Origin of the sequence: Enterocloster citroniae, assembly GCF_040545455.1 — a bacterium.
GTDB classification, from domain to species: domain Bacteria; phylum Bacillota; class Clostridia; order Lachnospirales; family Lachnospiraceae; genus Enterocloster; species Enterocloster citroniae.
Genome location: NZ_JBEPLZ010000022.1, coordinates 1 through 26736, shown reverse-complemented (window position 1 = coordinate 26736; position 26736 = coordinate 1). Strand labels below are relative to the sequence as shown.

23 protein-coding genes, 1 tRNA gene and 1 pseudogene are annotated in these 26736 nt (G+C 49.3%); 17 read left to right on the top strand and 8 right to left on the bottom strand.

Annotated features, from left to right (window positions below):
- The first annotated feature begins 14 nt into the window (after nucleotides 1-14).
- From ABID13_RS21795 to ABID13_RS21770, 6 genes are all read left to right on the top strand, one after another.
- On the top strand, nucleotides 15-1076 hold the full coding sequence (locus ABID13_RS21795; RefSeq protein ID WP_007867002.1) for a type IV pilus twitching motility protein PilT: 1062 nt from the start codon (nucleotides 15-17) through the stop codon (nucleotides 1074-1076).
- A gap of 88 nt (nucleotides 1077-1164) precedes the next feature.
- Nucleotides 1165-2112, top strand: coding sequence for an L-lactate dehydrogenase (locus ABID13_RS21790; RefSeq protein WP_007866999.1), 948 nt, complete (start codon nucleotides 1165-1167; stop codon nucleotides 2110-2112).
- Between the two features lie 206 nt (nucleotides 2113-2318).
- A tRNA-Thr gene (locus ABID13_RS21785) sits at nucleotides 2319-2391 on the top strand.
- Nucleotides 2392-2760: 369 nt separating this feature from the next.
- Nucleotides 2761-3303, top strand: coding sequence for a hypothetical protein (locus ABID13_RS21780; protein ID WP_048929285.1), 543 nt, complete (start codon nucleotides 2761-2763; stop codon nucleotides 3301-3303).
- Between the two features lie 6 nt (nucleotides 3304-3309).
- Nucleotides 3310-4944: a GH3 family acyl-acid amido synthetase gene (locus ABID13_RS21775; RefSeq protein WP_045093847.1), complete on the top strand. Its 1635-nt coding sequence runs from the start codon at nucleotides 3310-3312 to the stop codon at nucleotides 4942-4944.
- A gap of 4 nt (nucleotides 4945-4948) precedes the next feature.
- The gene (locus ABID13_RS21770) at nucleotides 4949-7483 is read left to right on the top strand and encodes a histidine kinase N-terminal 7TM domain-containing diguanylate cyclase/phosphohydrolase (protein WP_048929284.1); all 2535 of its coding nucleotides are present in this window, start codon (nucleotides 4949-4951) and stop codon (nucleotides 7481-7483) included.
- Between the two features lie 92 nt (nucleotides 7484-7575).
- Here ABID13_RS21770 and ABID13_RS21765 read toward each other — a convergent pair whose 3' ends face one another.
- Nucleotides 7576-7914, bottom strand: a complete 339-nt coding sequence (locus ABID13_RS21765; protein ID WP_045093849.1) for a branched-chain amino acid transporter permease — start codon at nucleotides 7912-7914, stop codon at nucleotides 7576-7578.
- Nucleotides 7911-8618, bottom strand: a complete 708-nt coding sequence (locus ABID13_RS21760; protein WP_007866980.1) for an AzlC family ABC transporter permease — start codon at nucleotides 8616-8618, stop codon at nucleotides 7911-7913. The genes ABID13_RS21765 and ABID13_RS21760 overlap by 4 nt, the downstream gene beginning before the upstream one ends.
- Nucleotides 8619-8789: 171 nt before the next feature.
- Between ABID13_RS21760 and ABID13_RS21755 the strand changes: the two genes are divergently transcribed.
- From ABID13_RS21755 to ABID13_RS21725, 7 genes are all read left to right on the top strand, one after another.
- Complete coding sequence (locus tag ABID13_RS21755) at nucleotides 8790-10484, top strand: glutamine--tRNA ligase/YqeY domain fusion protein (protein WP_007866979.1); 1695 nt, start codon at nucleotides 8790-8792, stop codon at nucleotides 10482-10484.
- A gap of 198 nt (nucleotides 10485-10682) precedes the next feature.
- A complete protein-coding gene (locus ABID13_RS21750) occupies nucleotides 10683-11033 on the top strand; it encodes a MerR family transcriptional regulator (protein ID WP_048929283.1) in 351 nt (116 codons plus the stop codon).
- The gene (locus ABID13_RS21745) at nucleotides 10979-12412 is read left to right on the top strand and encodes a MerR family transcriptional regulator (protein WP_048929282.1); all 1434 of its coding nucleotides are present in this window, start codon (nucleotides 10979-10981) and stop codon (nucleotides 12410-12412) included. Before ABID13_RS21750 ends, ABID13_RS21745 begins: the two co-directional genes overlap by 55 nt.
- Before the next feature lie 162 nt (nucleotides 12413-12574).
- Nucleotides 12575-13933 carry an amino acid permease gene (locus ABID13_RS21740; RefSeq protein WP_007866975.1) on the top strand — a complete coding sequence of 453 codons (1359 nt, stop codon included), beginning with the start codon at nucleotides 12575-12577 and terminating at the stop codon, nucleotides 13931-13933.
- On the top strand, nucleotides 13933-15246 hold the full coding sequence (locus ABID13_RS21735) for an amidohydrolase family protein (RefSeq protein WP_048929281.1): 1314 nt from the start codon (nucleotides 13933-13935) through the stop codon (nucleotides 15244-15246). The genes ABID13_RS21740 and ABID13_RS21735 overlap by 1 nt, the downstream gene beginning before the upstream one ends.
- Nucleotides 15247-15496: 250 nt before the next feature.
- Nucleotides 15497-16942, top strand: coding sequence for a MocR-like pyridoxine biosynthesis transcription factor PdxR (gene pdxR, locus ABID13_RS21730; protein ID WP_007866965.1), 1446 nt, complete (start codon nucleotides 15497-15499; stop codon nucleotides 16940-16942).
- Between the two features lie 59 nt (nucleotides 16943-17001).
- Complete coding sequence (locus tag ABID13_RS21725) at nucleotides 17002-17937, top strand: MORN repeat-containing protein (RefSeq protein ID WP_048929593.1); 936 nt, start codon at nucleotides 17002-17004, stop codon at nucleotides 17935-17937.
- A gap of 81 nt (nucleotides 17938-18018) precedes the next feature.
- Here the strand turns inward: ABID13_RS21725 and ABID13_RS21720 are convergent, their stop codons facing one another.
- Nucleotides 18019-18663 carry a hypothetical protein gene (locus tag ABID13_RS21720; protein WP_007866936.1) on the bottom strand — a complete coding sequence of 215 codons (645 nt, stop codon included), beginning with the start codon at nucleotides 18661-18663 and terminating at the stop codon, nucleotides 18019-18021.
- A gap of 261 nt (nucleotides 18664-18924) precedes the next feature.
- Here ABID13_RS21720 and ABID13_RS21715 point away from each other — a divergent pair, with 261 nt between their 5' ends.
- Nucleotides 18925-19209 (top strand): co-chaperone GroES, encoded by a 285-nt coding sequence (locus ABID13_RS21715; RefSeq protein ID WP_007866933.1) that lies wholly within the window; start codon nucleotides 18925-18927, stop codon nucleotides 19207-19209.
- A 54-nt stretch (nucleotides 19210-19263) separates the two neighbouring features.
- On the top strand, nucleotides 19264-20886 hold the full coding sequence (groL, locus tag ABID13_RS21710) for a chaperonin GroEL (RefSeq protein WP_045093855.1): 1623 nt from the start codon (nucleotides 19264-19266) through the stop codon (nucleotides 20884-20886).
- Nucleotides 20887-21093: 207 nt separating this feature from the next.
- Here the strand turns inward: groL and ABID13_RS21705 are convergent.
- From ABID13_RS21705 to ABID13_RS21695, 3 genes and pseudogenes are all read right to left on the bottom strand, one after another.
- Nucleotides 21094-21942, bottom strand: a pseudogene (locus ABID13_RS21705) (nucleoside recognition domain-containing protein); the annotation flags it as partial.
- 22 nt (nucleotides 21943-21964) lie between these two features.
- A complete protein-coding gene (locus ABID13_RS21700) occupies nucleotides 21965-23338 on the bottom strand; it encodes a recombinase family protein (RefSeq protein WP_048929280.1) in 1374 nt (457 codons plus the stop codon).
- A 187-nt stretch (nucleotides 23339-23525) separates the two neighbouring features.
- A complete protein-coding gene (locus ABID13_RS21695; RefSeq protein ID WP_048929279.1) occupies nucleotides 23526-24158 on the bottom strand; it encodes a hypothetical protein in 633 nt (210 codons plus the stop codon).
- A 165-nt stretch (nucleotides 24159-24323) separates the two neighbouring features.
- On the opposite strand from ABID13_RS21695, the gene ABID13_RS21690 reads away from it, so the two are divergent.
- Nucleotides 24324-24542 (top strand): helix-turn-helix domain-containing protein, encoded by a 219-nt coding sequence (locus ABID13_RS21690; RefSeq protein ID WP_045091224.1) that lies wholly within the window; start codon nucleotides 24324-24326, stop codon nucleotides 24540-24542.
- Between the two features lie 239 nt (nucleotides 24543-24781).
- Here the strand turns inward: ABID13_RS21690 and ABID13_RS21685 are convergent, their stop codons facing one another.
- Together ABID13_RS21685 and ABID13_RS21680 are read right to left on the bottom strand one after the other, a co-directional pair.
- Nucleotides 24782-25195: a helix-turn-helix domain-containing protein gene (locus tag ABID13_RS21685; protein ID WP_048929278.1), complete on the bottom strand. Its 414-nt coding sequence runs from the start codon at nucleotides 25193-25195 to the stop codon at nucleotides 24782-24784.
- A 524-nt stretch (nucleotides 25196-25719) separates the two neighbouring features.
- Complete coding sequence (locus ABID13_RS21680; protein ID WP_048929277.1) at nucleotides 25720-26277, bottom strand: hypothetical protein; 558 nt, start codon at nucleotides 26275-26277, stop codon at nucleotides 25720-25722.
- Between the two features lie 137 nt (nucleotides 26278-26414).
- Here ABID13_RS21680 and ABID13_RS21675 point away from each other — a divergent pair, with 137 nt between their 5' ends.
- Complete coding sequence (locus ABID13_RS21675; protein WP_197092161.1) at nucleotides 26415-26567, top strand: hypothetical protein; 153 nt, start codon at nucleotides 26415-26417, stop codon at nucleotides 26565-26567.
- Nucleotides 26568-26736 lie beyond the last annotated feature (169 nt).

Sequence of the window (26736 nt, the reverse complement as noted above, 5' to 3'; positions counted from 1 at the left end):
AGGAGCAAGAAGTTATGAATGTTATGGAATTACTCACAGCAGCAGTGGAAAAGAATGCAGCCGATATTTTCCTGATTCCCGGCATGCCCTTTTCCTATAAGATAGGAGGCAGGATCATCTATCAGGGCGATGACAGGATCATGCCGGATGAGATGAATGAGATGATCGGGCAGATCTATGGACTGGCTAAGAACAGGAACATGGAAAAGGTACAGTCCCACGGGGATGATGATTTTTCCTTTGCCATCCCCGGCGTATCCAGGTTCCGTGCCAGCGTATTCAGGCAGAGAGGTTCACTGGCCGGGATCATCCGTGTGGTACGTTTTGAACTGCCGGACGCGGGGCAGCTGCATCTGCCCAAGAGCATCATTGACGTGGCAAAGCTGACCAAGGGCATGGTGCTTGTCACAGGTCCTGCGGGCAGCGGGAAAAGCACCACCCTGGCCTGCATCATAGATGAGATCAACCGTACCAGGAACGCCCATGTCATCACCCTGGAAGATCCCATTGAGTACCTTCACAGGCATAAGCTGAGTGTTGTGACCCAGAGGGAGATCGTGACTGATACGGACAGCTATGTCACCGGCCTGAGGGCATCCCTGCGGCAGGCCCCGGATGTGATCCTCCTGGGTGAAATGAGGGATTATGAAACCATCAGCATTGCCATGACGGCGGCTGAGACAGGACATCTCATCCTGTCCACCCTGCACACCGTGGGGGCGGCTAATACCATTGACAGGGTCATTGATGCATTTCCTCCCAATCAGCAGCAGCAGATCCGGACCCAGCTGGCCATGGTGCTGGACGGGGTCATTTCCCAGCAGCTGATCCCCACCGTGGACGGAGGCGTGCAGCCTGCATTTGAAATCATGTTCCTGAATAATGCCATCCGCAACATGATCCGTGAGTCCAAGATCCACCAGATTGACGGAGTGATCGCCACATCCCAGGAGGAAGGCATGGTATCCATGGACAACAGCCTGATCCGGCTTTACCGCGAAGGCAGGATCTCACGTGAAAATACCATTGCATACAGCAGCAACAGTGAGCTGATGGAAAAGAAATTGGCAAGATAGAGGGATATGGATAGAATAACCGTGAGTCTTTCCTGATATACTATACTTATGTCAGAGGGCAGTCAATGTCCTGGAAAGGAGCAACTCAATGAAGGTGGATAAGAGAAAAGTTGTGATCGTGGGAACCGGAATGGTTGGTATGAGTTATGCGTACAGCCTTCTGAACCAGTCGGTGTGTGACGAACTGGTGCTCATTGATGTAAACAGAAAGAGGGCGGAAGGAGAGGCCATGGACCTAAACCACGGCCTGGCATTTGCCAACGCCAGCATGACCATATATGCAGGTGATTACAATGACTGTTCAGACGCGGATATCGTGGTCATCTGTGCAGGGGTTGCCCAGAAGCAGGGGGAGACAAGGCTGGATCTTTTAAAGCGCAACGCCCAGGTGTTCCGCTCCATTATCGATCCGGTGACTTCCTCGGGATTTAATGGGATCTTCCTGGTAGCCACCAACCCGGTGGATATCATGACAAGGATCACCTGTACATTGTCAGGGTTTAATCCCAGGCGTGTGCTGGGCAGCGGCACGGCCCTGGATACAGCCAGGCTGCGCTACCTTTTGGGGGATTACCTGAAGGCTGACCCAAGGAACGTCCACGCCTATGTGATGGGTGAACATGGGGACAGCGAGTTTGTGCCCTGGAGCCAGGCGCTTTTGGCCACCAAGCCCATCCTGGAACTGTGCAGTGAATCCGGGGATGAACTGTGCCGCACCAGGTTTGAGGAGATCGAGGAGGAGGTGCGCACCGCCGCCTATAAGATCATTGAGGCCAAAAATGCAACATACTATGGCATCGGAATGGCCCTTACAAGGATCACGAAGGCCATTCTGGGCGATGAACACAGTGTGCTCACCGTATCGGCCATGCTCAGGGGAGAGTACGGCCAGAGGGACGTATATGTGGGCGTGCCGTGTATTATTAACCAGAACGGGATCCAGCGGGTTCTGCCCCTGTCGCTGACAGAGGAGGAACTTGAGAAGCTGGGCCGGTCCTGTGATACACTCAGGGAGAGCTACGAAGGTATTTTTTAGACAGCAGAAGCCGGATGTTCCAATACTGTTGTGGCATCCGGCATTTCACTTCAATTTTGTATACGGATCACTTGTATTATCACTTGTGTTCTCTGCCTGACAGGAGTCTGACAGGGGAAAATAAAAAAAGTAAAATTAGTTGTTGACAAATATCTGGGCTCATGATAATATATACAAGGTTCGCGTGAGCGATACCAAATAAAGTTGCTGCTGTGGCTCAGTCGGTAGAGCGTCGCATTGGTAGTGCGGAGGTCACGGGTCCGATTCCCGTCAGCAGCTGAATGGATCCCTTGATTATTCAAGGGATTTTTTTGTTGCCCAAAAGCCATCCAAAGGTTCCGCCTTCAGAACGGAGGGGCATGTAATTGTTCCGTTTCTACAATTAATTTTGAATAATTACAAAATAAGCCCAAATTAATCATAAATAGAAAAATAATATCCGGGCAAATCCCTTCCGTTTTTAGCCACTTTGTGATAAGATTGATATTGTCCGTAAAATACAATCTTTTTGTAATGCGTTAATTGTGAGTTATTGTCATATATATGGGGGAGACTGCATGAGTAAATTTGTGAGTGATTTCATACGGGGGTCAGATATTTTTAGATATGCTGACTTCCGTTTTTTCTTTTTGGCAGGGGGGCTAATGAATGCTTGACTGGATACTTGGCCTGGGGGCTTTTGGGATGTTTTTTTTGTATGACTGGAACAGGGTCTTTCTTAAAAAGCAGTGGATGTCCCACCTGTTTGCAGCCGGGAATGTGTGTCTGGCAGTGGTGGCTGTCCGTCTGGTACGGCTGTCCCAGACCGTAAGGTTTGGGGGATGGCTTTTGTGGCTTACGGGAGCGGCTGTTTTCCTGGCCCTTCTCATTTATACACTGTATTTTGCCCTCCCCTTTGACAGTACTTACTGCAAGGAGGCGGACCTGCACACGGTGTGCAGGAGCGGGATGTACGGCTGGTGCCGCCATCCGGGTATCTGGTGGTTTTTCGGATGCTTTTTCTGTCTGGGCATGTCCACTTCCCTTGGGGAACGGGTGATACTCTGCCTGGTCCTGTCCTTTCTCAACCTGCTGTATGCCTGGTACCAGGACCGTTGCATCTTTGCGGCGGAGTTTTCTGATTACGAGGATTATAAGAGAACCGTGCCATTTTTGATACCGAATTTCATACAAAACAGTAAAAGGCGGTGAGGATCAATGACATTTGAGGAAAAGCTGGCTAACCAGGAGTACGACCGGATCTGGCAGGAATACTGCGGTTTCCTGGATCTGGATATGGAATCCTATATGAGGATACAGCGAAGGCTGCTGGAAGAACAGATCCGGCTCTGGAGCAGCAGTCCCCTGGGGCAGAAGATATTAAAGGGCAGAACTCCTTCTAATGTGGAGGAATTCCGTTCCATGGTGCCCCTGACCACCTATGAAGACTATGCGGATGTACTGCTTCTAAAAAAGGAGGACATGCTTCCGGATAAGCCCATCATATGGCTTCAGACCACCTGGGAGGGGGGCAAACACCCTATTAAGGTGGCTCCCTACACCAATGCCATGCTGGAGACTTATAAGAATAACATTATCACCTGCCTTATGATGGCTACCAGCAAGGGGAGGGGAAGCTTTGACATCAGTATCGGCGATACCTTTCTCTATGGACTGGCGCCCCTTCCGTATATCACCGGGCTGATCCCGCTGGGGCTGCAGGACCAGTTTCACATGGAGTTTCTGCCTCCTGTGAATGAAGCGGTGAACATGACGTTTTCCGAGCGCAATAAAAAGGGCTTTAAAATGGGGCTCAGCAAGGGGATCGATTTCTTTTTCGGCATGGGAAGCGTGGCTTATTATGTGAGCATGAGCATCGCCAGTCTGTCCGAAGGCGGCAGGAAAGGGGGATCCTCCTTAAAGAAGCTGTTTACCATGCCACCCAACATGGCTGTGAAGTTCCTTAAGGCAAAAAAACAGTGCCAGAAGGAAAACCGCCAGCTGATGCCAAAGGATCTTTTTAAGCTGAAGGGATTCCTTTGCGCGGGCACCGACAACCGCTGCTATAAGGATGATCTGGAGGAATTGTGGGGCGTGCGTCCGGTGGAGGTATTTGCCGGAACGGAGCCCAGCTTTGTAGGTACAGAGACATGGAACCGCAATGGACTGTACTTTTTCCCTGACGCATGTTTTTATGAGTTCATGCCTCAGGATGAGATGTACAGGAATATGGAGGATCCCTCCTACGCCCCCAAGACCGTGTGCATGGACCAGGTGGTGCCGGGAGAGGTATATGAGCTGGTTCTGACCGTGTTAAAGGGAGGGGCATTTGCCAGGTACCGGGTGGGGGATATGTACCGCTGCCTGGGTCTTGCCAGCAAGGAGGACGACACCAGGATCCCCAGGTTTGAATACATAGACAGGGTTCCGGACATCATCGATATCGCGGGATTTACCCGGATATCGGAGAATTCCATCAAGAATGTGATCGAGCTCTCAGGGTTAGAGGTGGCAGGCTGGGTGGCCCTGAAGGAGTTTACGCCGGATAAGGGCAGGCCGTATCTGCACATGTATGTGGAGCTGGCGCCGGGCACGGTGGTGAACCGTGCGGTGAGCAGGGAATTGTTAAAGGAGCATCTTACCATTTATTTTAAATATGTGGACCAGGATTACCAGGACCTGAAACGGATCCTGGGTATGGACCCGCTGGAGATCACAGTTCTCAGATGCGGCACGTTTAAGGCATACAAGGAAAGGGCTGGAAAGACGCTGAGACATATTAACCCTTCCATCCATGATGTACAGGAGATGGTAAGGATGCAGGAGCCGACAAACAGGCAGAGGAGATATTGAGTGTATGAGAAGTTATGTTTTTATTTCCGTCACAGCCTTATATTTCTACATGTTTCTCATGTTGGCCTTCCTGTCAGCTAAAAAGTCAAAGCTGGTCAGGGATTTCATCGCTGTTTTGGGAAGCATGATCTTATGGACAGGCGGCTCTCTGCTTATGAGGCTTACGGCATGGCCGTCCTACCAGGTATGGTTCCATCTTTCGCTGCTGGGAATTGCCCTGGTACCTTATACGTTCTTTTGTTTTATACGGGATTTCTGCGGCCATTCGCCCAGATCATCCCACCGTATGTGGCTGTTTTTGATATTGGCAGTAAATATCTATAACATGGCCACAAGGCATTTGCTGGAAGCGCCGGAGATCACCTGGATCGGCAGCAATGCGTTTTTCGTGTACCACATGACCTGGCGCGTGGTCGCAATCTACGGCATCTGCTTTCTGGTGGTCATCCATTCAGCGGTCATCATATGGAGCTGCAGGAAGAATAAGAGCGTGTGCTCTAAAGTGGTTCCCCTGTTATCAGGCATCCTGCTGCTCTTTGCAGGCAACATGGCAGTGCCTGTGTTTAACGGGTTTCCCATCGATATCCTGGCAGGGGCGGTGAACGCGGGGGTCATGTTCTACACCCTGTATTCCAGGCATGTGTTTAAGATGACCCTGCTGTTTTCACGGGGAAACTGTTATATCATTGCAATGGCCATCAGCGCCCTGGCGTTTTATAACATTGCCCAGACACTGGAGCAGCTGATACGGACCTCGGTTCCCATGCTGGCGCCCTTTAGTGTTATGATCGTGGCCACCCTGACCATGCTGGCCACCATGCTGATCTATACAGTTGCCAAGGGTTTTTTTGACAAGCTGTTCATAAAAGAGGAGGTGAGCCAGACCGAGCGCCTGAGCGAATACACCTCCCTGGTATCCCAGTCCCTGAGGCTGAATGAGATACTTCAGGGCCTGGTGTCCGTGATCACGGATACCCTTCATGCAAAGAAGATCTATATCTGCATCAATGACGGGCAGGGAAATTATCCGGCCGTGTTCAGCAGCAGCCCTCTGGATGATAAGAATTTTATTTTGAACGGAAGCTCACCCCTTGTGGGCTGGCTGAAGAACCATGACACCTGCCTTTTGCTCAGGGACTTTAAGCGGACAGTGGAGTACAAGTCCATGTGGGAGGAAGAAAAAAGTCAGCTGGAAAATCTGAAGATCGAGTGCCTGCTTCCCCTGAAGGACGGAGATGACCTGGCAGGCCTGGTGCTCCTTGGAGGCAAGGACAAAAAGAGCAAACTGCGGTCAGGCTACACGGAGGAGGATATCATTTTCCTCAACTCCATTGAATCTGTAAGCTCCATTGCAGTAAAGAATTCCAGGCTGTATGAAAAGGCCTACGAGGAGGCCAGGACGGATGAGCTGACCGGCCTTTTAAACAGAAAGTATTTTTATGAGGTGCTGGAAGAAACATTTGAAAAATGCAGACGGACTTCCCTGGCTTTGTCCATTTTTAATGTGGATGACTTTAAGCTGTACAACCAGCTTTACGGCAACCAGGAGGGGGACCGGGCCCTGGTGCATATTGCGCGGATCATCCAGGGCACGGTGGGGGATAATGGTTTCTGCGCCCGCTACAGCGGCAAGGAGTTTGCTGTGATCCTGCCGGACTATGACATCTATTCGGCCCAGAATTTGTCGGAGAATATTTCGCGTCAGATCCAGAACATGAACCGGGACTGCGTGGAGACGTATCTCAAGCCTTTGACTGTCAGCTGCGGCATCTGCGCCATCCCTTACGGGGCGGCCAGTCTGCAGGAACTGGTATCCAATGCGGACTGTGCCGTATATCATGTTAAGCGCTCTGGGAAGAATGGGATCCGGGTCTATTCGGACGGCATCATCGGCATCCGGGACACGGATGAAGGGCTGGCCAAAAAGCACAAGAGCATGTATTCTGAATATGCGCCTACCATCTATGCCCTTACCGCTGCCATTGATGCAAAGGACCACTATACGTTCCAGCATTCCAAAAATGTAGCTTACTATGCGGTATCCATGGGGGAGGCCCTGAGGACCAGCGAGGAGTACAGGGAAATACTCAAGGAGTCCGCCCTGCTCCACGATATAGGAAAGATAGGAATACCTGAGAATATACTGAATAAGACCGGCAAACTCACAGATGAGGAGTACGAGGTGATGAAACGCCACGTGGAGGCATCGGTGGAGATTATCCGCCACCTTCCTTCCATGGATTACGTGATCCCTGCGGTCATCGGTCATCATGAGCGCTATGACGGCAGGGGATACCCCCGCCGCATTGCGGGCAGGGACATTCCCCTTGCGGCCAGGATCCTGTGTATTGCGGATTCCTTTGACGCCATGGTGTCAAAGAGAAGCTATAAGTCCAGCATGTCAGTGGATTTTGCCATCAATGAACTGGAAAAGGGTGCCGGAACCCAGTTTGATCCGGAACTGGTTCCCACATTTGTGGAGCTGGTCCGCACAGGGATCATAAAACCTGTGCTGGACGAAGTCCAGGAAGAAACATAAAAAACAGCCTGTACGCCCGGTGGGGGATGTACAGGCTGTTTTGAAGATACAGCTGATTGGGGCTACAGCCTGATTTGGGACAGTGCCTGCTTTCAGAATACCATTTGGACCAATATCATGTAGCACACCGTGCCCAGGGCAATGCTTGCCAGCGTATTTCTTTTCCACAGGTGGAGGACCACCACCACGGCCACGGAGATCAGTTCCGGCAGGCCGTACGGATAGGTTAAGGGCGTGATGCCCTTCAGGCAGTAGACCACCAGCACGGCCATGATGGCGGCCGGAAGCACGCACCCAAGGTAGCGGATCAGCCTGGGCACCTCCTTTTTGCCGCCAAAGAGCAGAAAGGGGAGCCAGCGCGTGACCTGGGTGCACAGGGCGCAGATCAGTATGGTGGACAGTACATAGGCCGGGTTTGAAAGGTTTGTCATGGGTTGGTTTCCTCCATTTTCTTTTCCACTGCTTTTTGAAGGAACAGCAGAAAGGCTACTGTGGCTGCCAGGGCCGGCAGGATAAAGTTGGATGAGCGGATCAGCATCAGGAACAGGGCGCCGCATATAAATCCTGTTATGGCCGGTATGTGGGTCCTGGCTGCCTTCCACTGGTCCACACAGATCACCACGAACAGGGCTGTCATAGCAAAGTCGATCCCTGTGGTGTCAAACCGGATCAGCTCCCCCATCAGGGCGCCCATGACAGAGCCTGCCACCCAGTAACACTGGTCAAACAGGGCGGTGAAAAATGTGGCCGCCTTCCACTCCCTGTCCGTGAAATCCGATGGCCGGGCCATGGAGCACAAAAGGGAGTAGGTCTCGTCCGTCAATGAAAATACCATATAGGGATAGGTGCGTTTCATTTCCTTAAACCGCTGGATAAAGGTCAGTCCGTAGAAGGCATGGCGGCTGTTGATGAACAGGGTCATGACGGCTGTGGTGATAAAGCTCAGCCCGCCGGTGAGGATACCCACCAGGGCAAACTGCATGGAACCGGCATAGACCAGGGCGCTGATGAGAAAGGCCCAGCCCACCCCCAAACCTGATTTTTGAAGCAGGAGTCCGAAGGCAATTCCAAGGAATATGTATCCCAGAAAGATGGGGACCGTCTTTATCAATGCATACTTAGCTGCTTTTTTCATGATTTGGCAATTCTCCTTAATATTTATATACAATTTAGCACATTAATATAGTATAGCAGACAGACAGGAAGATTTCTACCTGAAAATGTATTTTGCCCTTTCACAGACAAAAGAAATGTGTTATGATTATTTATTATACTCAATTAGAATAGTAACCACGGAGGAACAATTATGGCAGAGAAAGACACCGTAATGGAAACAGAGGAAAAGGAGGTAGTCTCCAAGAACTTTATTGAACAGGAGATTGACAAGGACCTGGCGGAGGGCGTATATGACCATGTCCAGACCCGTTTCCCGCCTGAGCCCAACGGTTATTTACACATCGGACATGCCAAGTCCATATTGCTGAATTACGGGCTGGCACAGAAATACGGTGGAAAGTTCAACCTGCGTTTTGATGATACAAACCCAACAAAAGAGAAGACGGAATTTGTGGAGTCCATTATGGCGGATGTAAAGTGGCTGGGCGCTGATTTTGACGACAGGCTGTTTTTTGCATCCAATTATTTTGAGCAGATGTACCAGTGCGCAGTATTCCTGATCAAAAAGGGAAAGGCATTTGTCTGTGACCTGACCGCAGAGGAGATCAGGGAGTACCGCGGAGATTTTACCACTCCGGGCAAGGAGAGCCCATACAGGAACAGGACGCCGGAGGAGAACCTAAAGCTGTTTGAGGATATGAAGGACGGCAAGTACAGGGACGGGGAAAAGGTGCTTCGGGCCAAGATCGACATGGCTTCTCCCAATATCAACATGAGGGATCCTGTCATTTACCGTGTGGCCCATATGGCCCATCATAACACAGGGGACAAGTGGTGCATTTACCCCATGTATGATTTTGCCCACCCTATTGAGGACGCCATTGAGAAGATCACCCACTCCATCTGCACCCTGGAGTTTGAGGATCACAGACCGCTTTATGACTGGGTGGTGAGGGAATGTGAGTTTGAGAATCCTCCGCGCCAGATTGAATTTGCAAAGCTGTACCTGACCAACGTGGTGACAGGCAAACGGTATATCAAGAAGCTGGTGGAGGACGGTATTGTGGACGGCTGGGATGATCCGCGCCTTGTATCCATAGCAGCCCTGCGCAGAAGGGGCTACACGCCGGAAGCAATCAAGATGTTTGTGGATCTGGTAGGCGTGTCAAAGGCCAACAGTTCTGTGGATTACGCCATGCTGGAATACTGTATCCGCGAGGACTTAAAGCTTAAAAGACCGCGTATGATGGCTATCCTGGATCCTGTGAAGCTGGTGATCGACAACTATCCCGAGGGCCAGACAGAACTGCTGGATGTCCCCAATAACCTGGAGAATCCGGAATTGGGTGACAGGAAGGTGCCCTTTGGGCGTGAGCTTTATATTGAGAGGGAGGACTTCATGGAAGAGCCGCCCAAGAAATATTTCCGTATGTTCCCGGGTAATGAGGTGCGGCTTATGGGCGCATATTTTGTGACATGCACCGGATGTGAGAAGGATGAGAACGGCAATGTGACCGTTGTCCATGGAACCTATGATCCTGAGACCAAGAGCGGCTCCGGCTTTGAAGGGCGAAAGGTAAAGGGAACCATCCACTGGGTTGCGGTTCCCACCGCAAGGCAGGTGGAGTGCCGCCTTTATGAGAATATTGTGGATGAGGAAAAGGGCAAGATGAATGAGGACGGAAGCCTGAACTTAAATCCCAATTCCCTTACTGTGTTGAAAAACTGCTTTGTGGAGCCTGCCCTGGCAGAGGGAAAGGCATATGACAGCTATCAGTTTGTGCGCAACGGCTTTTTCTGTGTGGACTGCAAGGACAGCACTCCGGAGCAGCCTGTGTTCAACCGGATCGTATCCCTTAAGAGTTCGTTCAGACTGCCTAAGTAAAGGGGATTTTATCGGGCCGTATCATGGGAACCGTATGAGATAAGAGATGTTAAGAGGAGCCGCGTATTTTATGCGGCTCCTTTTTGGCAGGCGGGGGCAAATGCCACAGAGATATGCCACAGAGATAAATGTTACGCGCGGATGGGCGAAGGACGGGAACGTGCTTCGCGCCCATTTGATCCAGGGGAGGTGCGATGTATGAAGATAGGTGAGTTTTCGCGGGAATTCCAGGTGCCTCAGCACACCATACGTTACTATGTGGAACTGGGGCTGCTGGTCCCCGAGGTGAAGAACCATCAATACAGTTTTAACGAGGACTGCCGGGCGGATATGAAGCTGATCGAAAAGTCAAAGGCGGTGGGGTTCCCTTTAAAGGATATCCACAAGATCCTTTCCCTTAGAAGGCTGTCCAATTTCGCCAGCCCGGAGGACAGCGGAAAGCTGGCCCTGTATATGGAGGAGCGCCTGCGGGAACTGGAGCAGGAGAGGGAACAATGGGAACAGAGGAAAAGGCGCCTGGAAAAGCGGATCGCAGATCTGGAGCCGTAGATAACGGGGGGACGGGGATGAAGATACAGGAATTTTCCACATTATACGGACTTTCGGTGAGGACGGTCCGCTATTATGTCCAGCTGGGCCTGCTGCGCCCGGGAAAAAGGGAGGGACAGCTATTCTTTGACCAGGACTGTAAAAGGGAGCTGGAGACCATCCTGGGGCTTAGGGAGGATGGGTTTTTGTTAAAGGAGATCGGGGATTGGTTTTCCTGGGAACGGGGGGAGAAACCGGAAGGGGAAATATGGGGACTTAAAAAGGAACTGCTAAGGCAGGTGCACAGGCGTGTGTGCGAACAGGAACAGAAGCTGGATACTGCCTGCAGGGAACTGAGGCAGCAGATAAAAGAATTAAACAGGACTCCGCAGCACCGGCGGGCCGGGATCCATCTGAATATCCTGCCCATCCTGTGCTGCCCCCGCTGCGGCGGATCCCTTGTATATGAGGATACCAGGATCGAGGATCTGGAGATCGTAAAGGGAAAAGCATCCTGTGTCTGCGGATATGAAGCTGAGATCCGGGATGGGATCTATATTGGGGGAGACATGGAGGTGGAGGCAGAGGGGAAGGCGGGGAAGGATACGGAAGTGGAAACAGGGAAGGGCACGGAGGAGAAAACAGGGAAGGGTACGGAGGAGAAAACAGGGAAGAGTACGGAGAAGGACACGGGAAAGGATGAGGGGAGAGGGATGGAGAAAGGTCCCAGGATCGTGCCTATTGACAGGAACCGGGAGACCTACGGGCGCCTGAAGCCGGACGGGGTGAGCCGCCTTCAAAAGAATTTTTATTGGATCCTCAAGGAGATACAGTCCCAGCCTTTAAAGGGAAAAGTGATATTGGAAAATTTTGTAAATACCATCTGCTTTTTGAGCACCGGGATCCTGTATCTGGACCCGGAGGCAATTTATATTATCGCGGATTCCGATCTGTCGGTGATCCGGGATATCAAGGCCAGGATCGAGACGCTGGACCGGCGCTATCAGATCCTATATCTTGTGACAGACACACTGGCCTATCCGCTGAAGGGGGGATCCGTGGATATTGTGCTGGATTATTTCCACACCGAGATCATCCAGGGATTTAACATATCCTCCCTGGAGCGGGCCATGGCGCCCTATGTCCACAAAGGATCACGGGCAGTGGGGATCTTCACCTATATCAAAAAAGGCAGCAGGACTCTTGCCAATAACAGGCGCAAGTTTCCGGATTCCTACAGGGACAGGTTTATTCTGCGGGCGTTAAAGGAGGATCTTAAATCCTGCGGCCTGGTGACCCTGAAGGAGCAGGATGAAAATACCCTGACATTTTCCGTCATTGAATCTTACGAAGAGGGGGACCTTTTGGGAGAGTATTGTTTTCTGGCCGAATACAGGTAAATATGAGTTTTACAGTCAACTTTAGATTTTGAGAAAAAATACTTTATATTATAGGTTGACAGTATGTGCAGGTCATGGTGTTTAATTAGGACAGAAACAGAAAGCGCGCATGACTGGATTCAAACCATATACGTAGAAAACTTATAATAAGGAGGTCCTTTTATGGATAAGGGGAAGGGACAGGGGGCTGACCGGCCTCAGGAGCTGAAACGCAAGCTGGGACTGGGAGCCGTGGTATCCCTGGGGGTTGGGACCGTGATCGGTTCAGGTATATTTTCATCGGTGGGGGAGGTGGCCGCTGCCTCAGGATGTGCGGCGATCACGATCCTGGCATTTATAGTGGGCGGGATCATCATGATTCCTCAGAACATGGTGGCTGCGGAGATTACAGCCGCATGTCCGGATGACGGAGGGTTCTATGTCTGGTTCAGGGAGGCGGGAAGCAGGCCGCTAGCATTCCTGTGCGGCTGGACCACGTTCTGGGGCGGGGATCCGCCGTCCTATTCCATCATGGCCCTGGCTTTGGCGGACTACATAGCATTTTTTATTCCCGGGATTGCCGGGATCGGCATCAAGCTGCTGGCCACTGCTCTGATCGTGACATTCATGATCATCAACATGCGTTCCGTGGAGGTGGGCGGCAAGTTCCTCACCTTTATGACCAGTTTTAAAATGCTTCTCTTTGCGCTTCTCATTGGCGTGGGACTGTTTTATGCGGACAAGACCATGATAAGCGCACCGGCCATGGCAGGGGCATCCACCGGGTTTAAGGCGCTTCTGGCAGGCGTTTCCGCCACCACATGGTCCTATGCGGGGATGGCCACGGCCTGTTCCATGGCAGGGGAGGTGAAGGATCCGGAAAAGACCATTCCAAAAGCCCTGATCATTACGGTTTTTGTCATCATTGCCATTTACACCAGTCTGGCAGCAGCTGTCACCGGCCTTCTGCCCATGAATCTTTTAACCGCATCTTCCGCACCGGTGGCTGAGGCGGCTGCGCAGATTCCGGTGATCGGTTCGGCAGCAGGCGTTATGACTGCATTTATCGCCATTATCGTTATTATCGCATCTCTCCACGGGACCATCATGTGCCAGCCGAGGATCGAGTATGCAATGGCAAAGGATGGCCTGTTTTTCCGGAAATTTGCTGAGATCCATCCTAAGTGGGAGACGCCGGCCAACTCCATCATGTATTCCTGCGCTGTGTCCATTGTCCTGGTATTTGCAGCGGATATCGGAGCCTTGTTAGGATTCTTTTCCTTCGTGGCCCTGTGTAAAAATGCCCTTTCCTTTGCAACCATGTTTAAGCTGCATAAGAAAGCGGATTATAATCCTTCCTGGAAATGCCCGGCCTGGCTGCTTATGACCATCCTGTCCGTGGGAGCCAATGTGGTCCTCCTTGTGTCTACCTTTTTGTGGGCGCCCTACAAGAGCCTGTTCAGTGCCTTTGTAGTGGTGGCTACCGGACTTCCCGCCTATTATTTCTGGGAGAGCAAAAACAGAAAGGAAGGTAGGGCCTGATGATGGAAAACCGTGTATTTGCCCTGAAGGGCGCAGTTGTGTATACGGAGGAAAAAGAGCGTTTTATCTGCCATGACAATGCATATGTTGTGTGTGAAAATGGAGTTTCGGCCGGGGTATACAGAGAGCTGCCGGCAAACTATAAGGATATCCAGGTGATGGATTACGGCAGCCATGTGATCATTCCCGGACTGTGTGACCTGCACCTTCATGCTCCCCAGTACGGATTTCGGGGCCTGGGCCGCAACATTGAAGCCGATGGCTGGGGAACCTGGTTTGATATCTATGCGTTTCCCGAGGAAAGCCATTACAGGGATCTGGAATATGCGGCCAGGGCATATGAACGTTTTACCCATGATCTGATGAAGACCACCACCACCAGGGCGGTGATGTTTGCCACCATCCACCGGCCCGCCACCGAACTGCTCATGTCAATGCTGTATAAAAAGGGGTTTGCAGCCTATGTGGGGAAGGTCAATATGGACCGCAATTCCATGGAGGGTCTGGTGGAGACCACAGAGGAAAGCCTGCGCGAGACAGAAGAGTGGCTGCGTGACTGCAGGGGCCTGTACGGCCCGGTAAAGCCTGTGATCACCCCCCGGTATGTTCCCACCTGCACGAACCAGCTGCTGGAGGGGTTGGGAGCATTGGCGGAAAAATACAATGTGCCTGTACAGTCCCACCTGTCCGAGGGTCTGGATGAGATCAAGTGGGTGAATGAACTGGAGCCGGGGCTGACATGTTATGGGGAGGCCTATGACAGATACGGCCTCATGGGGTCTGCAGTCCCGGCCGTGATGGCCCACTGTGTCTTTCCAAATGAAGCGGAGATGGAGCTGATGAGGGAGCGGAAGGTGATGGTTGCCCATTGTCCGGAGTGCAACATGTTTGCCGCCAACATTGCGCCTGTGAGGGAATATCTGGATTCCGGCATTGCCGTGGGCCTGGGCTCAGACATGGCGGGTGTGGGGCGTCTGGAAATGTTCCAGGTGGTAAAACATGCCATCCTGGCATCCAGGGTCAGATGGGCCCAGACAGAGCGGGGGGACGACCCTGACGCGGTCATGGGAGGATTGTCCTGGTCGGAAGCATTTTACCTGGCAACCAAAGGGGGAGGAAGCTTCTGGGGCAAAGCAGGCAGTTTTGAACCGGGGTACCTGTTTGACGCAGTGGTACTGGATGATACGTCCATTGCGGATCTGAGCCGGCGTTCCACCTGTGAGCGGATCGAACGGCTGATCCAGGCCGGAGATGACAGGAATATTGTTGCAAAATATATTGAGGGGAGACTGGTATACGGATCCGGCAAGTGAAAAACGCTGTAACTGGGAAATGGATCCGCTGTAATAGTGCATCATAACAGTGAGATGGCTGCCGCGCCTTTTAAGCAGGGTGCAGCAGCCGTTTTCCTGTGATGACCGGTCTGTCCCGGTCTTAGGTCCCGGTCTTAGCACATATACCGGAGACCCCTGAATATTGACAGCACCATGTAAATCTGGTATGATTTATCCGGTTGATATATTTGATTATAACAATGCCAGTTGATGGAAGAAAGGTGGGGACATGGAACTGATCATACCCTTTGACAGCCAGTCGGAAAGTCCTCTTTATGAACAGATCTACCAGTACATCAAGGACGAGATACGCTCGGCCAGGCTGGAGGCAGGCAGCAGGCTTCCATCGACCAGGGTCCTGGCGCAGAATTTGAAAGTGAGCCGCAGTACCACGCAGATGGCCTATGACCAGCTGCTGTCGGAAGGGTATATCGAGGCTCTGCCCTGCAAGGGATATTATGTGTGTAAAATAGAGGAACTGGTGGAGGTACGGCAGAGATCGCCGGGTTCCTTTGTGGTGGAACAGGAGCCGGGGGAACAGGCCTATGAGGTGGACTTTTCTCCCAGGGGAATCGACCTGGAAAGTTTCCCCTTTAATATCTGGAGAAAACTCAGCCGCAATACATTGGTGGATGACAATAAGGATATGTTTGCAGTGGGCAATCCACAGGGAGAACTGTCCCTTCGTACAGCCATTGGAGCATATCTCCATTCAGCCAGAGGAGTGAACTGCAGCCCGGACCAGATACTGATCGGTGCCGGCAGCGAATACCTTCTCATGCTTTTGGGGCAGATCCTGGGAAATGACCTGGGCAGTGATCCACGGATCGCAATGGAAAACCCCACGTACAAGCAGGCGTACCGTGTGCTGCGCGGGGTGGGATACAGCGTGGTTCCCGTGGAAATGGACCGGTACGGGATGAATGTGGACCGGCTTTCGCACAGCGGGGCACAGGTGGCGTATATCATGCCCTCCCATCAATATCCCACAGGGATCGTCATGCCTGTAAAGCGCCGCCAGGAACTGCTGGCTTGGGCTTACAGCAGCCGGGGCTATCTGATCGAGGATGATTATGACAGCGAGTTCCGCTACAAAGGTATGCCTATCCCCGCCCTTCAGGGCATGGACCGGGGCGGCAGGGTGATATATATGGGAACATTTTCCAAATCCATAGCCCCGGCAATCCGTGTGGGGTTTATGGTGCTGCCCCGTCATTTGATGGAGAAGTACAGGGAACGGGCTGGTTTTTACGCCTCCACAGTGTCCAGGATTGATCAGAATATCTTGTACCAGTTCATTACCCAGGGGTACTATGAGCGGCATTTAAACCGTATGAGGGCTGTGTACAAAGGAAAGCATGATGTGCTCCTGGCCGGACTTAAGGATCTGGAGGACAGGTTTGTGATCAATGGGGAATATGCCGGCCTTCATGTGCTCCTGACCTCTAAGTGGAAAGGCGGCGAGATGCAGCTGGTGGAGCGGGCAGCCGCAGCCGGGGTGAAGGTCTATGCAATGTCGGACTGCTTTATCAACCCACAGCACGGTATGGATTCCTCCACGGTCATGCTGGGATACGCAAGGCTCAGTGAGAGGGAGATTGAAAAGGGGATCAGGCTCTTGGATCAGGCCTGGGAAAAACCGGAGAAAGGGTCGGAGAAAAGGCCGGAGATATGACCGGAGAAAGGGTCGGAGAAAAGGCCGGAGATATGACCGGAGAAAGGAACAGTGAAACCATGAAGAACAGAAAATTCAGCGTGCCGGATATAACAGCAATAGCTGCATTTGCCATTGTGCTGGGAATCAGCGTTTTTTGGGGAATGAAGGGCCAGGGACATATATCCGGCCGTATTAGTGGTGAGATGGCGGCAGACCCTGGTATTGATAATGCAGGAGGAGGCCGCATGGCGGACGGCGCAGGAAGTGAAGACGGCGCCGGAGATGTGGGCCGCGCAGAAAGCGGGGATGGCATGGGCGGCTCAGGGAGTCGGGCCAGGGCGGACGGCGTCCCTGTTCTGGACCAGGATCAGGATGCATTGGCGGGAGATATCATGAAGGCGCTGAATGAGGGAAATCTGGAAAAGGCGGCAGGCATCATGGAGCGGGAAGAGGAAACACTGCAGGATCTGTTTTACACAACCATGGAGGGCAGGCGTTACCTCTATAATGGGGAAGGCCTTAGTGAAGAGATAGAAGGGCAGGGAATGGTTTTTACAATGGCCGGCACCGTATATTACGGAACATTCCAGGATGGAAAGCCGGAGGGACAGTGTACGGCCCTTCAGGTGGTGAACCTGGACGCTCCCAGGTATGATTACTCCGAAGGGCTCTGGAAGGACGGCAGGATGGAAGGGAAAGGCCATACCGGCTACTGCTATTATCAGTGGAGCCCGGAGGGGGAAGTGAGGGATATCTGCAAGACGGGTACATTTTCAGAAGACCTTATGGACGGTGAAGTGACCTATACCAGCATGAATGATGAGAATGAGACAGTCACTTGGAAACTGGAAGTGGACCGCGGCGTGGTGGTTACGGATGAGAGGTGGGTTTACAGCGAATCCACAGAAGAATACCAGCTTTTGTCAGAGGACAGTGACACCCATGCGTATGTGCTGGGAGAAGAACAGATCAAGCTGCCTGTATGGAAAAATCTTCTGGTATGGGAGGAGTGATCCTGAACCATAAAACACAGGAAAAAAGAAAAACCTCCGGGGCAGCGGCACAATGCCAAAAACCCCCGGAGGTTTTATGCTTTAATCCAGTGTATCTTCCTCAATGGTGGCGGTGGGCTCGGGAGCGGGAGGGATATCCTCCTTTTCCACGGAAGCTTCCTCCTCGTCCATCAGGTCATCGCTGTAATCTTCCGGGTAATTCCTGGGAGGATAGGAAGAATCGCCGTCCATACGGCCATAGTCATAGAGGTCATCCTCGTCCACATAATCATCATCCAGGAACCCTTCGTCCTCGAACAGTTCGGAATCGTCCTCCTTGTTCTGTCCGTGCTCATCCATGAGATCCGCCTTCTTGGCCTTCATAGTGTGTATGGCGATGTGGGCCGTGTCCACGGCTGCTGAGACGGCTTCGTGAGCCGTATCTGACAGAAGGCTGCCTGCATCCTTTAGTACGTTCTTCGTGGCGCTGGCCATGTCCTTGGCAGCTACCTTGAACTCATCTTTGCTGGATGAAAGGGAGATATAATTGCGGTCCGCCTTCCGTGAATCAATGGTGCGGTCAGAAGCATCCGCATCTGCCTCCTCATCGTTGTCCTCAAACTCGCGGAAATCTTTTTCCAGTTCATTATGGTATGTCTTATACTGAAGTACATAAGAAACGCCGGCAGCCACAGCTCCTGCTACAGCTGCAAATGCTACGAACTTACCCCAACCTTTCTTTGACATGACAAAACCCCCTTCTTAGAATAATGATAAAGCATAATTGTGCGATACATTTCATAGTATTCCTTATTGCTACTATTGTAATACGAATGGAAAAAAAAAGAAACATCAATTTGTAAAAAAATAATAAAATTAAAAGAAATTAGCACTCAAGTCTTGACAGTGCTAACAACTGGTGATATAACATATCATGTGAGCAAAATTAAGATGCTTAGTAAGTAACGAGAAAGAAAAAGCAGACAGATTGTAAGGAGGAATTCAATTATGAAGTTGGTACCATTGTTTGACAAGGTCGTATTAAAGCAGTTAGTAGCAGAAGAGACTACAAAGTCCGGTATTGTCCTTCCGGGAGCAGCGAAGGAAAAACCACAGCAGGCAGAGGTTATCGCAGTAGGCCCAGGCGGTGTTGTGGACGGCAAGGAGATCACCATGCAGGTAAAGGCAGGGGATCAGGTTATCTACTCCAAGTACTCCGGTACAGAGGTAGAGCTGGATGATGAGAAGTACGTGATCGTTAAACAGAGCGACATCCTGGCAGTAGTTGAATAATTGAACCCATTTTACAAAATAATGAATAGAACATAAATTTGGAGGTTGATCATCATGGCAAAGCAGATTAAATATGGCGTAGAAGCCCGCAAGGCACTTGAATCAGGTGTGAATCAGTTAGCAGATACAGTACGTGTTACCTTAGGACCGAAAGGACGCAACGTTGTTCTGGATAAATCCTTTGGAGCTCCATTAATTACCAATGACGGCGTGACCATTGCAAAAGAGATCGAACTGGCAGATGCCTACGAGAATATGGGCGCTCAGCTGATCAAGGAAGTTGCTTCCAAGACCAATGATGTTGCCGGTGACGGTACTACAACCGCAACTGTACTGGCTCAGGCAATGGTAAACGAAGGTATGAAGAACCTGGCGGCAGGCGCTAACCCCATCGTTCTGAGAAAGGGCATGAAGAAAGCCACAGACGCTGCTGTTGACGCTATTAAGGCTATGAGCAAGCCAATTAACGGCAAGGCACAGATCGCAAGAGTTGCAGCCATCTCCGCATCTGATGATGAGGTTGGTACAATGGTAGCAGACGCTATGGAGAAGGTTTCCAAGGACGGCGTTATCACCATTGAGGAATCCAAGACAATGATGACAGAGCTTGACCTGGTTGAAGGTATGCAGTTTGACAGAGGTTACCTGTCTGCTTATATGTGCACTGATATGGATAAGATGGAAGCAAACCTGGACGATCCATATGTGCTGATCACCGATAAGAAGATCTCCAATATCCAGGATCTGCTTCCTCTGTTAGAGCAGGTTGTAAAGATGGGCGCAAGACTGCTTATCATTGCAGAGGATGTGGAAGGCGAAGCACTGACCACCCTGATCGTTAACAAGTTAAGAGGTACATTCAACGTAGTTGCTGTTAAGGCTCCAGGCTACGGCGACAGAAGAAAAGAGATGCTGCAGGATATCGCTATTCTCACAGGCGGAACCGTGATCTCCGAGGAAGTTGGACTGGATCTGAAGGATGCAACCATGGAGCAGTTAGGCCGTGCAAAATCCGTTAAGGTTCAGAAAGAGAACACCATTATTGTTGACGGTATGGGAGATAAGGATACTATCGCAGCGAGAGTTGCCCAGATCCGCAAGCAGATCGAGGAGACCACCTCTGACTTTGACAGGGAGAAACTGCAGGAGCGTCTGGCTAAGCTGGCAGGCGGCGTTGCTGTGATCCGTGTAGGCGCTGCTACCGAGACAGAGATGAAGGAAGCTAAGCTTCGTATGGAAGATGCCCTGAATGCAACAAGGGCAGCTGTTGAGGAAGGCATCATTGCGGGCGGCGGTTCCGCATACGTACACGCTGCAGCTGATGTCCAGAAGATCGTGGACGGCCTGGAAGGCGATGAGAAGACCGGCGCTAAGATCATCTTAAAAGCACTGGAAGCTCCTCTGTTCCACATTGTTGCCAATGCCGGACTGGAAGGTTCCGTGATCGTTAATAAGGTAAAAGAATCCAAGACAGGAACCGGATTTGATGCATATAAGGAAGAGTTTGTAGACATGATCGAAGCAGGCATCCTGGATCCTGTAAAGGTTACAAGAAGCGCACTTCAGAACGCAACCAGCGTTGCATCCACACTGCTGACAACCGAGTCCGTGGTTGCCAACATCAAGGAGCCGGCTCCTGCAATGCCGGCAGCACCTGACATGGGCGGAATGTATTAATAAGATAAACGGTTTATGAGATAGAAGTAAAATAATATCAAGAAACAGCCCGGAACGCGGATGGGATACCGTCTGTTCCGGGCTGTTTCAGCGTGGCGGAAAATCCGCCGTTCTGTTTTGTGGATCGAATTGGTTTTGTGGGACCGAATTGGAGAGGCTCATCCCCTGAGCGCCCTATAACAGAGCTTGGGGTTTTTTGGGTTTGGCCTAAATTAACATCTGCGCCACACAGTTAAATGCAAAGCAGATGACAATGCCGCATACCGTGGGTATCAAAAAGGACATAATTGTCCATTTCAGGCTTCCCGATTCCTTGCGTATGGTGAGCAGGGTGGTGGTACAGGGCCAGTGCATTAAGGAGAAAAGCATGGTGCTCACAGCGGTTATCCAGGTCCAGCCGTTGTTTACCAGCAGTTCCTTTAACTGTGTAAGGCTTTCAAAATCCAGGATGCTTCCCTGGGCCATGTATGCCATGATGATAATGGGGATCACGATCTCATTGGCCGGAAGCCCCAGGATAAATGCCATGAGGATAACTCCGTCCATGCCCAGCATATGGGCGAAGGGGTCCAGAAAACCGGAACAATGTGCCAGAAGGGTGATCCCTCCCACCTGTACATTGGCCATGATCCATATGAGAAGTCCTGCAGGAGCGGCCACGACAATGGCCCTTCCCAGCACAAACAAGGTGCGGTCAAAGATGGAGCGCACGATCACCTTGCCGATCTGGGGACGCCGGTAGGGAGGAAGCTCCAGGGTAAAGGAGGAGGGCATTCCCTTTAAAACAGTCATGGACAGGGCCTTGGAGACCGCAAAGGTCATAAATACGCCCAGAACAATGAACATTGTCAGGAGCAGGGCTGATAAAAGGGATTCAAAGGCACCTCCGGATACCCCCACAAAAAACATGGATATAATGGCGATCAGGGTGGGGAACCTTCCGTTGCAGGGCACAAAATTGTTGGTGATCATGGCAATGATCCGTTCCCTTGGGGAATCGATGATGCGGCATCCTACAATACCGGCCGCGTTGCATCCAAATCCCATGCACATGGTATTTATAAGCTTGTAAAATAAATTAAAGCTGCTTTAACTTTATATTTACATCGGTCTCATTTATTATAATGCGGTCTATAATCATTGTTATACAGGCTCTCTTTTCATCTAAGCTGCCTGAATCCGCAAGCGCTATTAAAGTATCTCTTGCGGATATCATTTCTTCAAGGGTGGTCTTTGAAACATCTTTTGGCCTTGATAATTCCAATAACGTTTCCTTCTCTTTACTGAGTGCATCCATTTTTGATTGTATAACTTCAAGCGGAATGCCACCGACCTGATAAAGGTCTATTAGTTTTCCGATCTGCTTATCTATATCGGACAAACGTAAAGAATAGTCCGCAACTGGAACCTGGGATGGAGGGCTATTCTGCAATTTGGAAAAGTCTAAACGCGTTATGTAGTCCACCACCAGTTTATCCAATTCTTCTGTTTTCCATTTTTTGTTTTTACAGTTGGGATCCACAATATATTTTTTATCCCCTTTAGTACGGCTGTAACAAGAATAGTTGCCGTGCTCACCATGGAAACGTGCCCCACAGTTACCACAATACACGAGACTGGAAAGAAGGGTGCTTGCCTTAAACGGAGACCGCTTGAAGGTATTAGAGGCCCTCCTGGAGCTGTTAAACAGGTCCTGCACCTGCCGGAATACATCTTCGGATATGATAGGCTGATGGTTTCCCTGATATGTTACGCCTTTGAATTTTACTTTTCCAATATATAATTCGTTTTTTAGAACATTCCGAACCAAAACTTCGCTATTCCACCCCCCGTATTTTTGCTGCATATACTGCCAACAGTTATGGATGGTATACCCCTTTAAAAAACGATCATACAATTCCTTGACCTGTATAGCCTCGTAATCATTTATAACAAGATTTCCGTCAATATAGTTATATCCGGTTGGGGCATTACCGCCTCCATGGAAGTATCCATTTTTGGCCCTGCCGATGCGCCCCATGGTAAAACGCTCTGTGATCTGGTCCTTCTCCAGTTGGGCAAAGACGGACAGTATTCCAATCATGGCTCGACCAAAGGGGGTGGATGTGTCAAAATTTTCATTCACCGAAACAAAGTCCACATTTTTGGCAAGGAAACAATCCTCGATCAGCATAAGTGTGTCCTTTTGGCTTCGGGATAGGCGATCAAGTTTGTAGACAATAACAGAATCTATCAATCCTTTGTCGATATCCTGGATCATCTGCTGCAAAGCGGGCCTGTTAGTGTTTCCACCAGAATAGCCACCATCAGTATATATTCGGACTATCTGGATATCCTTTGCTTTGCAATATGCCTCTAGGCGGTCGGTTTGTTCTTCAATACTGTAGTTTTCTAACTGGTTATCCGTTGATACACGCACGTAACATGCGCCCCGTAGAAAATTTTTATCCATAATTATATCATCTCCTATGTAATGATATGAAAAAATGTACAAAAAATACGCCCCTTGCCAAGAACGTACCAGAGATGATATAATACAGGTGTCTAAGCTGATTTTATCTTTCTGGGTTAGCCTGGCAAGAGAAAATCTATGTGAAAAGCTCTGGGAGTTGGTAGCTCCTGGGGCTTTTTGCTTTATATTATTTTTTATCAGACACATACTTAGAAAATGCATCTCTATACTGGACAAATATAGCGGTATCAGTATTTGAACCAGTCTGATTAACGCCTGATTCAAAATGTTTGTACAATTTATCAGATTCAATACTCAATTTACTCCAAGCTGTTTTTAAGGACGAGTAATCTTCAGGTAGAGCATTAATATAGGCATCATACCCAGCCTTCTTTTTATAAGATTCCTTAAACTGTTGAAGGGCATAATCAATATCGATAGAGCGGCCGGTGCTGTCTGTCCCATCATATTCGTAATGGTAGAAATCACAAAACCCATGATTCCATATATCTCCAATAACCCAATTGTTTATTTCGCGTAAGACTGTCTTAGGCTCTCCAGAAACAGGTTGGACCCATACTCCGTCAGCGCCGACAACGCGTCCATCAGGAGCAGCTCCATCTGTAAGCATATATCCCGATTCGTTCAAATAGTACCATTTGCCATCAAATTCTTGATACCATTGGTTTGTGGGATTGGTCCCATCGTCATTTTGATAATACCATCCGCTGGAGTCCTGCACCCAAGTTCCAGCCAAGGCAGTGCCACTTAGAAAGCTAGATGCCATCAGCACCGTAAGGAATAATTTTGTCTTTTTCATATATAATCCTCCTTCATTTATTCTTGTTATTATAAAAAGCACTATTTTAATATACGTATTAATGCTTGAATAAGAACACATGTTCTGGTATAATAAAAACGAACATAAGTTTGTGTATATCGCCGTCTGCTACTGTGGATACTATTCACATGGAGGTATACGCTTATGGTTCCACGATTTACAATTGAATATCATCTGTTTGATTTCCGTGATAAGGCAGGTCTTACGGACCGTGAACTTGCGGAATTATCAGGAATCAGTAAAACCCAAATTAACCAGATTGAGGACGGCAAAGCCAATCCCACGTTACGTACTATATGCATCCTTTCCCTTGCATTGGACGTTCCACCAGCGGACCTGTTTTCAATCCGCATATCCCCCTAAAGGGGATACATAATAGACACTTGTCAATATTTGTCCGTTATACCGGACAAATGCTAAGATGGCAGGCAATTTAATCATGTCGCAACGTTCATATGGTAACAAGGTCGTTATAACGACTATAGGGAAAGGGTGGTACATAATATGATATTTAAAAAGATGTTGCATGAGTTAGTTGATTCATTAGATGATTCGCAAGCAAGACACATCTACCATCTAGTTTTAGGGGTTCTGGGGAGGAGTTAATCCTCCTCAGGATCTTTATGGGCCTCTTTTAGGCAGCTTTCAAATTGATTAAAAATATAATCCCATTTATCATCAGGAACACAATATACCATCTCAACCAAGGCGGATAAGACCGCTTTTTTTTGTGCGCTTGCGTTTCCCATTATAGAGCCAAAATGGCTAAATACCAGATCTGTTGCATCCATCTTATTGAACATTTCGCCCTTTCCGGTTCGGAGCCATTCTTCACTTACAGTTCTTCCGTTCCAGTTTTTAAGGCATATAAGTTTTATAGTTCTTTCCGACAAAGACTTGCGATCATTTTCTATATCAGAGATATGTCCTTGTGTTGTCGAGATTTCCTCAGAAAAATCACCCTGTTTCATATCAAGTTCTTTTCTAAGGGCTTTAAGTCTCTCACCTTCGGTCATCAATTTTTCTCCTTTCATTATGATAGCTATATCATATCACAAAAAAAATCACTTTGCAACAAAAAAATCACTTTGCAACAAAAAACACATTGACAATTTAATGATTAGTGATATAATAAAATCACAAAGCAACAAGAAAGCGAGGTGAGAGGGTGAAAGAACACAGAGAAGTACCGGAATCTAAAGAACAAAAACGTCTGGAGCAGCTACGCTACATTATGGAGCACTGGAATGAACTACCGGAAACCATGCAGTGTCGGTTTGAAGGCCAGGTTCAGACTGCTAGGGATTTTCTCATGCAGAAGACAAACTGAATGGACGCACATTGACAAATAAATAAGGAAGGAGGCAAGAGGAAGGAAATGGATAAATGTGGAAGGAGAATATACAGGTTGGATAGAAAAAAAATCCGAATAAACATATTAATTGCATTAATTACGCTAATATGCCTATTCGGATCACAAGAGATAGTGGGAGAAGCACTATCTAAATATGAAAAGAGCTGTTTATTTATGCTTATATGGTTATGCATTAATCAAATTTTTAAGGATTAAATTGATAAGTTCTTTAATTTCATCGCTATATAAACCTAAAAGATAAACTGCAATCCAGCATAAGATATTCAGAACAGTTGAAAACGATTTTTTGTGTGATATACCAACCCATGACAAAACTGTTCCCGGTAAGGAGATAAGTGTCTTGAGAGACTGAATGGGATTGAGCGCTGACTTCAGTTCTTCCATAACATAGTTGCTTTTCATGGCTAATTGATTGTATAGCTTTATAGCGGTTAAGTAGTTTTGCATATCGCTAGCTCCATATTCCAAGGCCCCAGTATAGTAATCGGAATATTTGCAGATTATTGGGAATTTAGTCAGGGCATTAGAAAGACATTTTTCGTAATTGTCTTTTTTAAGCAGTCCAGAACCACTAACGATATAACCAGAACCTGTTACATCAGCAGAGTCGATGTATTTGCTTAAAACTTGTAAGGCTCCATTGACTTCTCTCAACTTTATTACGGCTGTGAAGATTGAGCAAATGTAAACAGCTAGCCACAGCAAGAGCAAAAGGATTAGCATTCGATTTCTCCTTTCTTATGTACTCGGCCCGCGTGGCCTGTAAGTACAGTATAGGACAGGGGGAGAAAAAAGACAAGACGGACAATGCAAGAAGTACAACCAATGCCACATACAATCTATCAGAGAGGGATGGTGATATGGCAAACGTAATCATAACAACCTATGACGGGAAAGTCTATACGAACCCGGAGGACATTAAAGTAGAAAGAAATGAGAATACGGAAATGTTTTACCAGTTTCTGGAGCGCTTCCGTGATGAAATGATCAGAAAGAAAGAGGGTACCGCTTAAAAGCGGTCCTAATGGACAAGCATAAGCGAAGGAGGGACAAGCCAATGAGAGCAAAGACATTTGCAGAACACCGTATCCGTCAGTACCTAGAGGCGGTTTACCCGGGCTTGGATGCCTGCGTAAATTTCACCGGATTGCATGAAGCCATAGTAACTGATGTAAGCGGAGA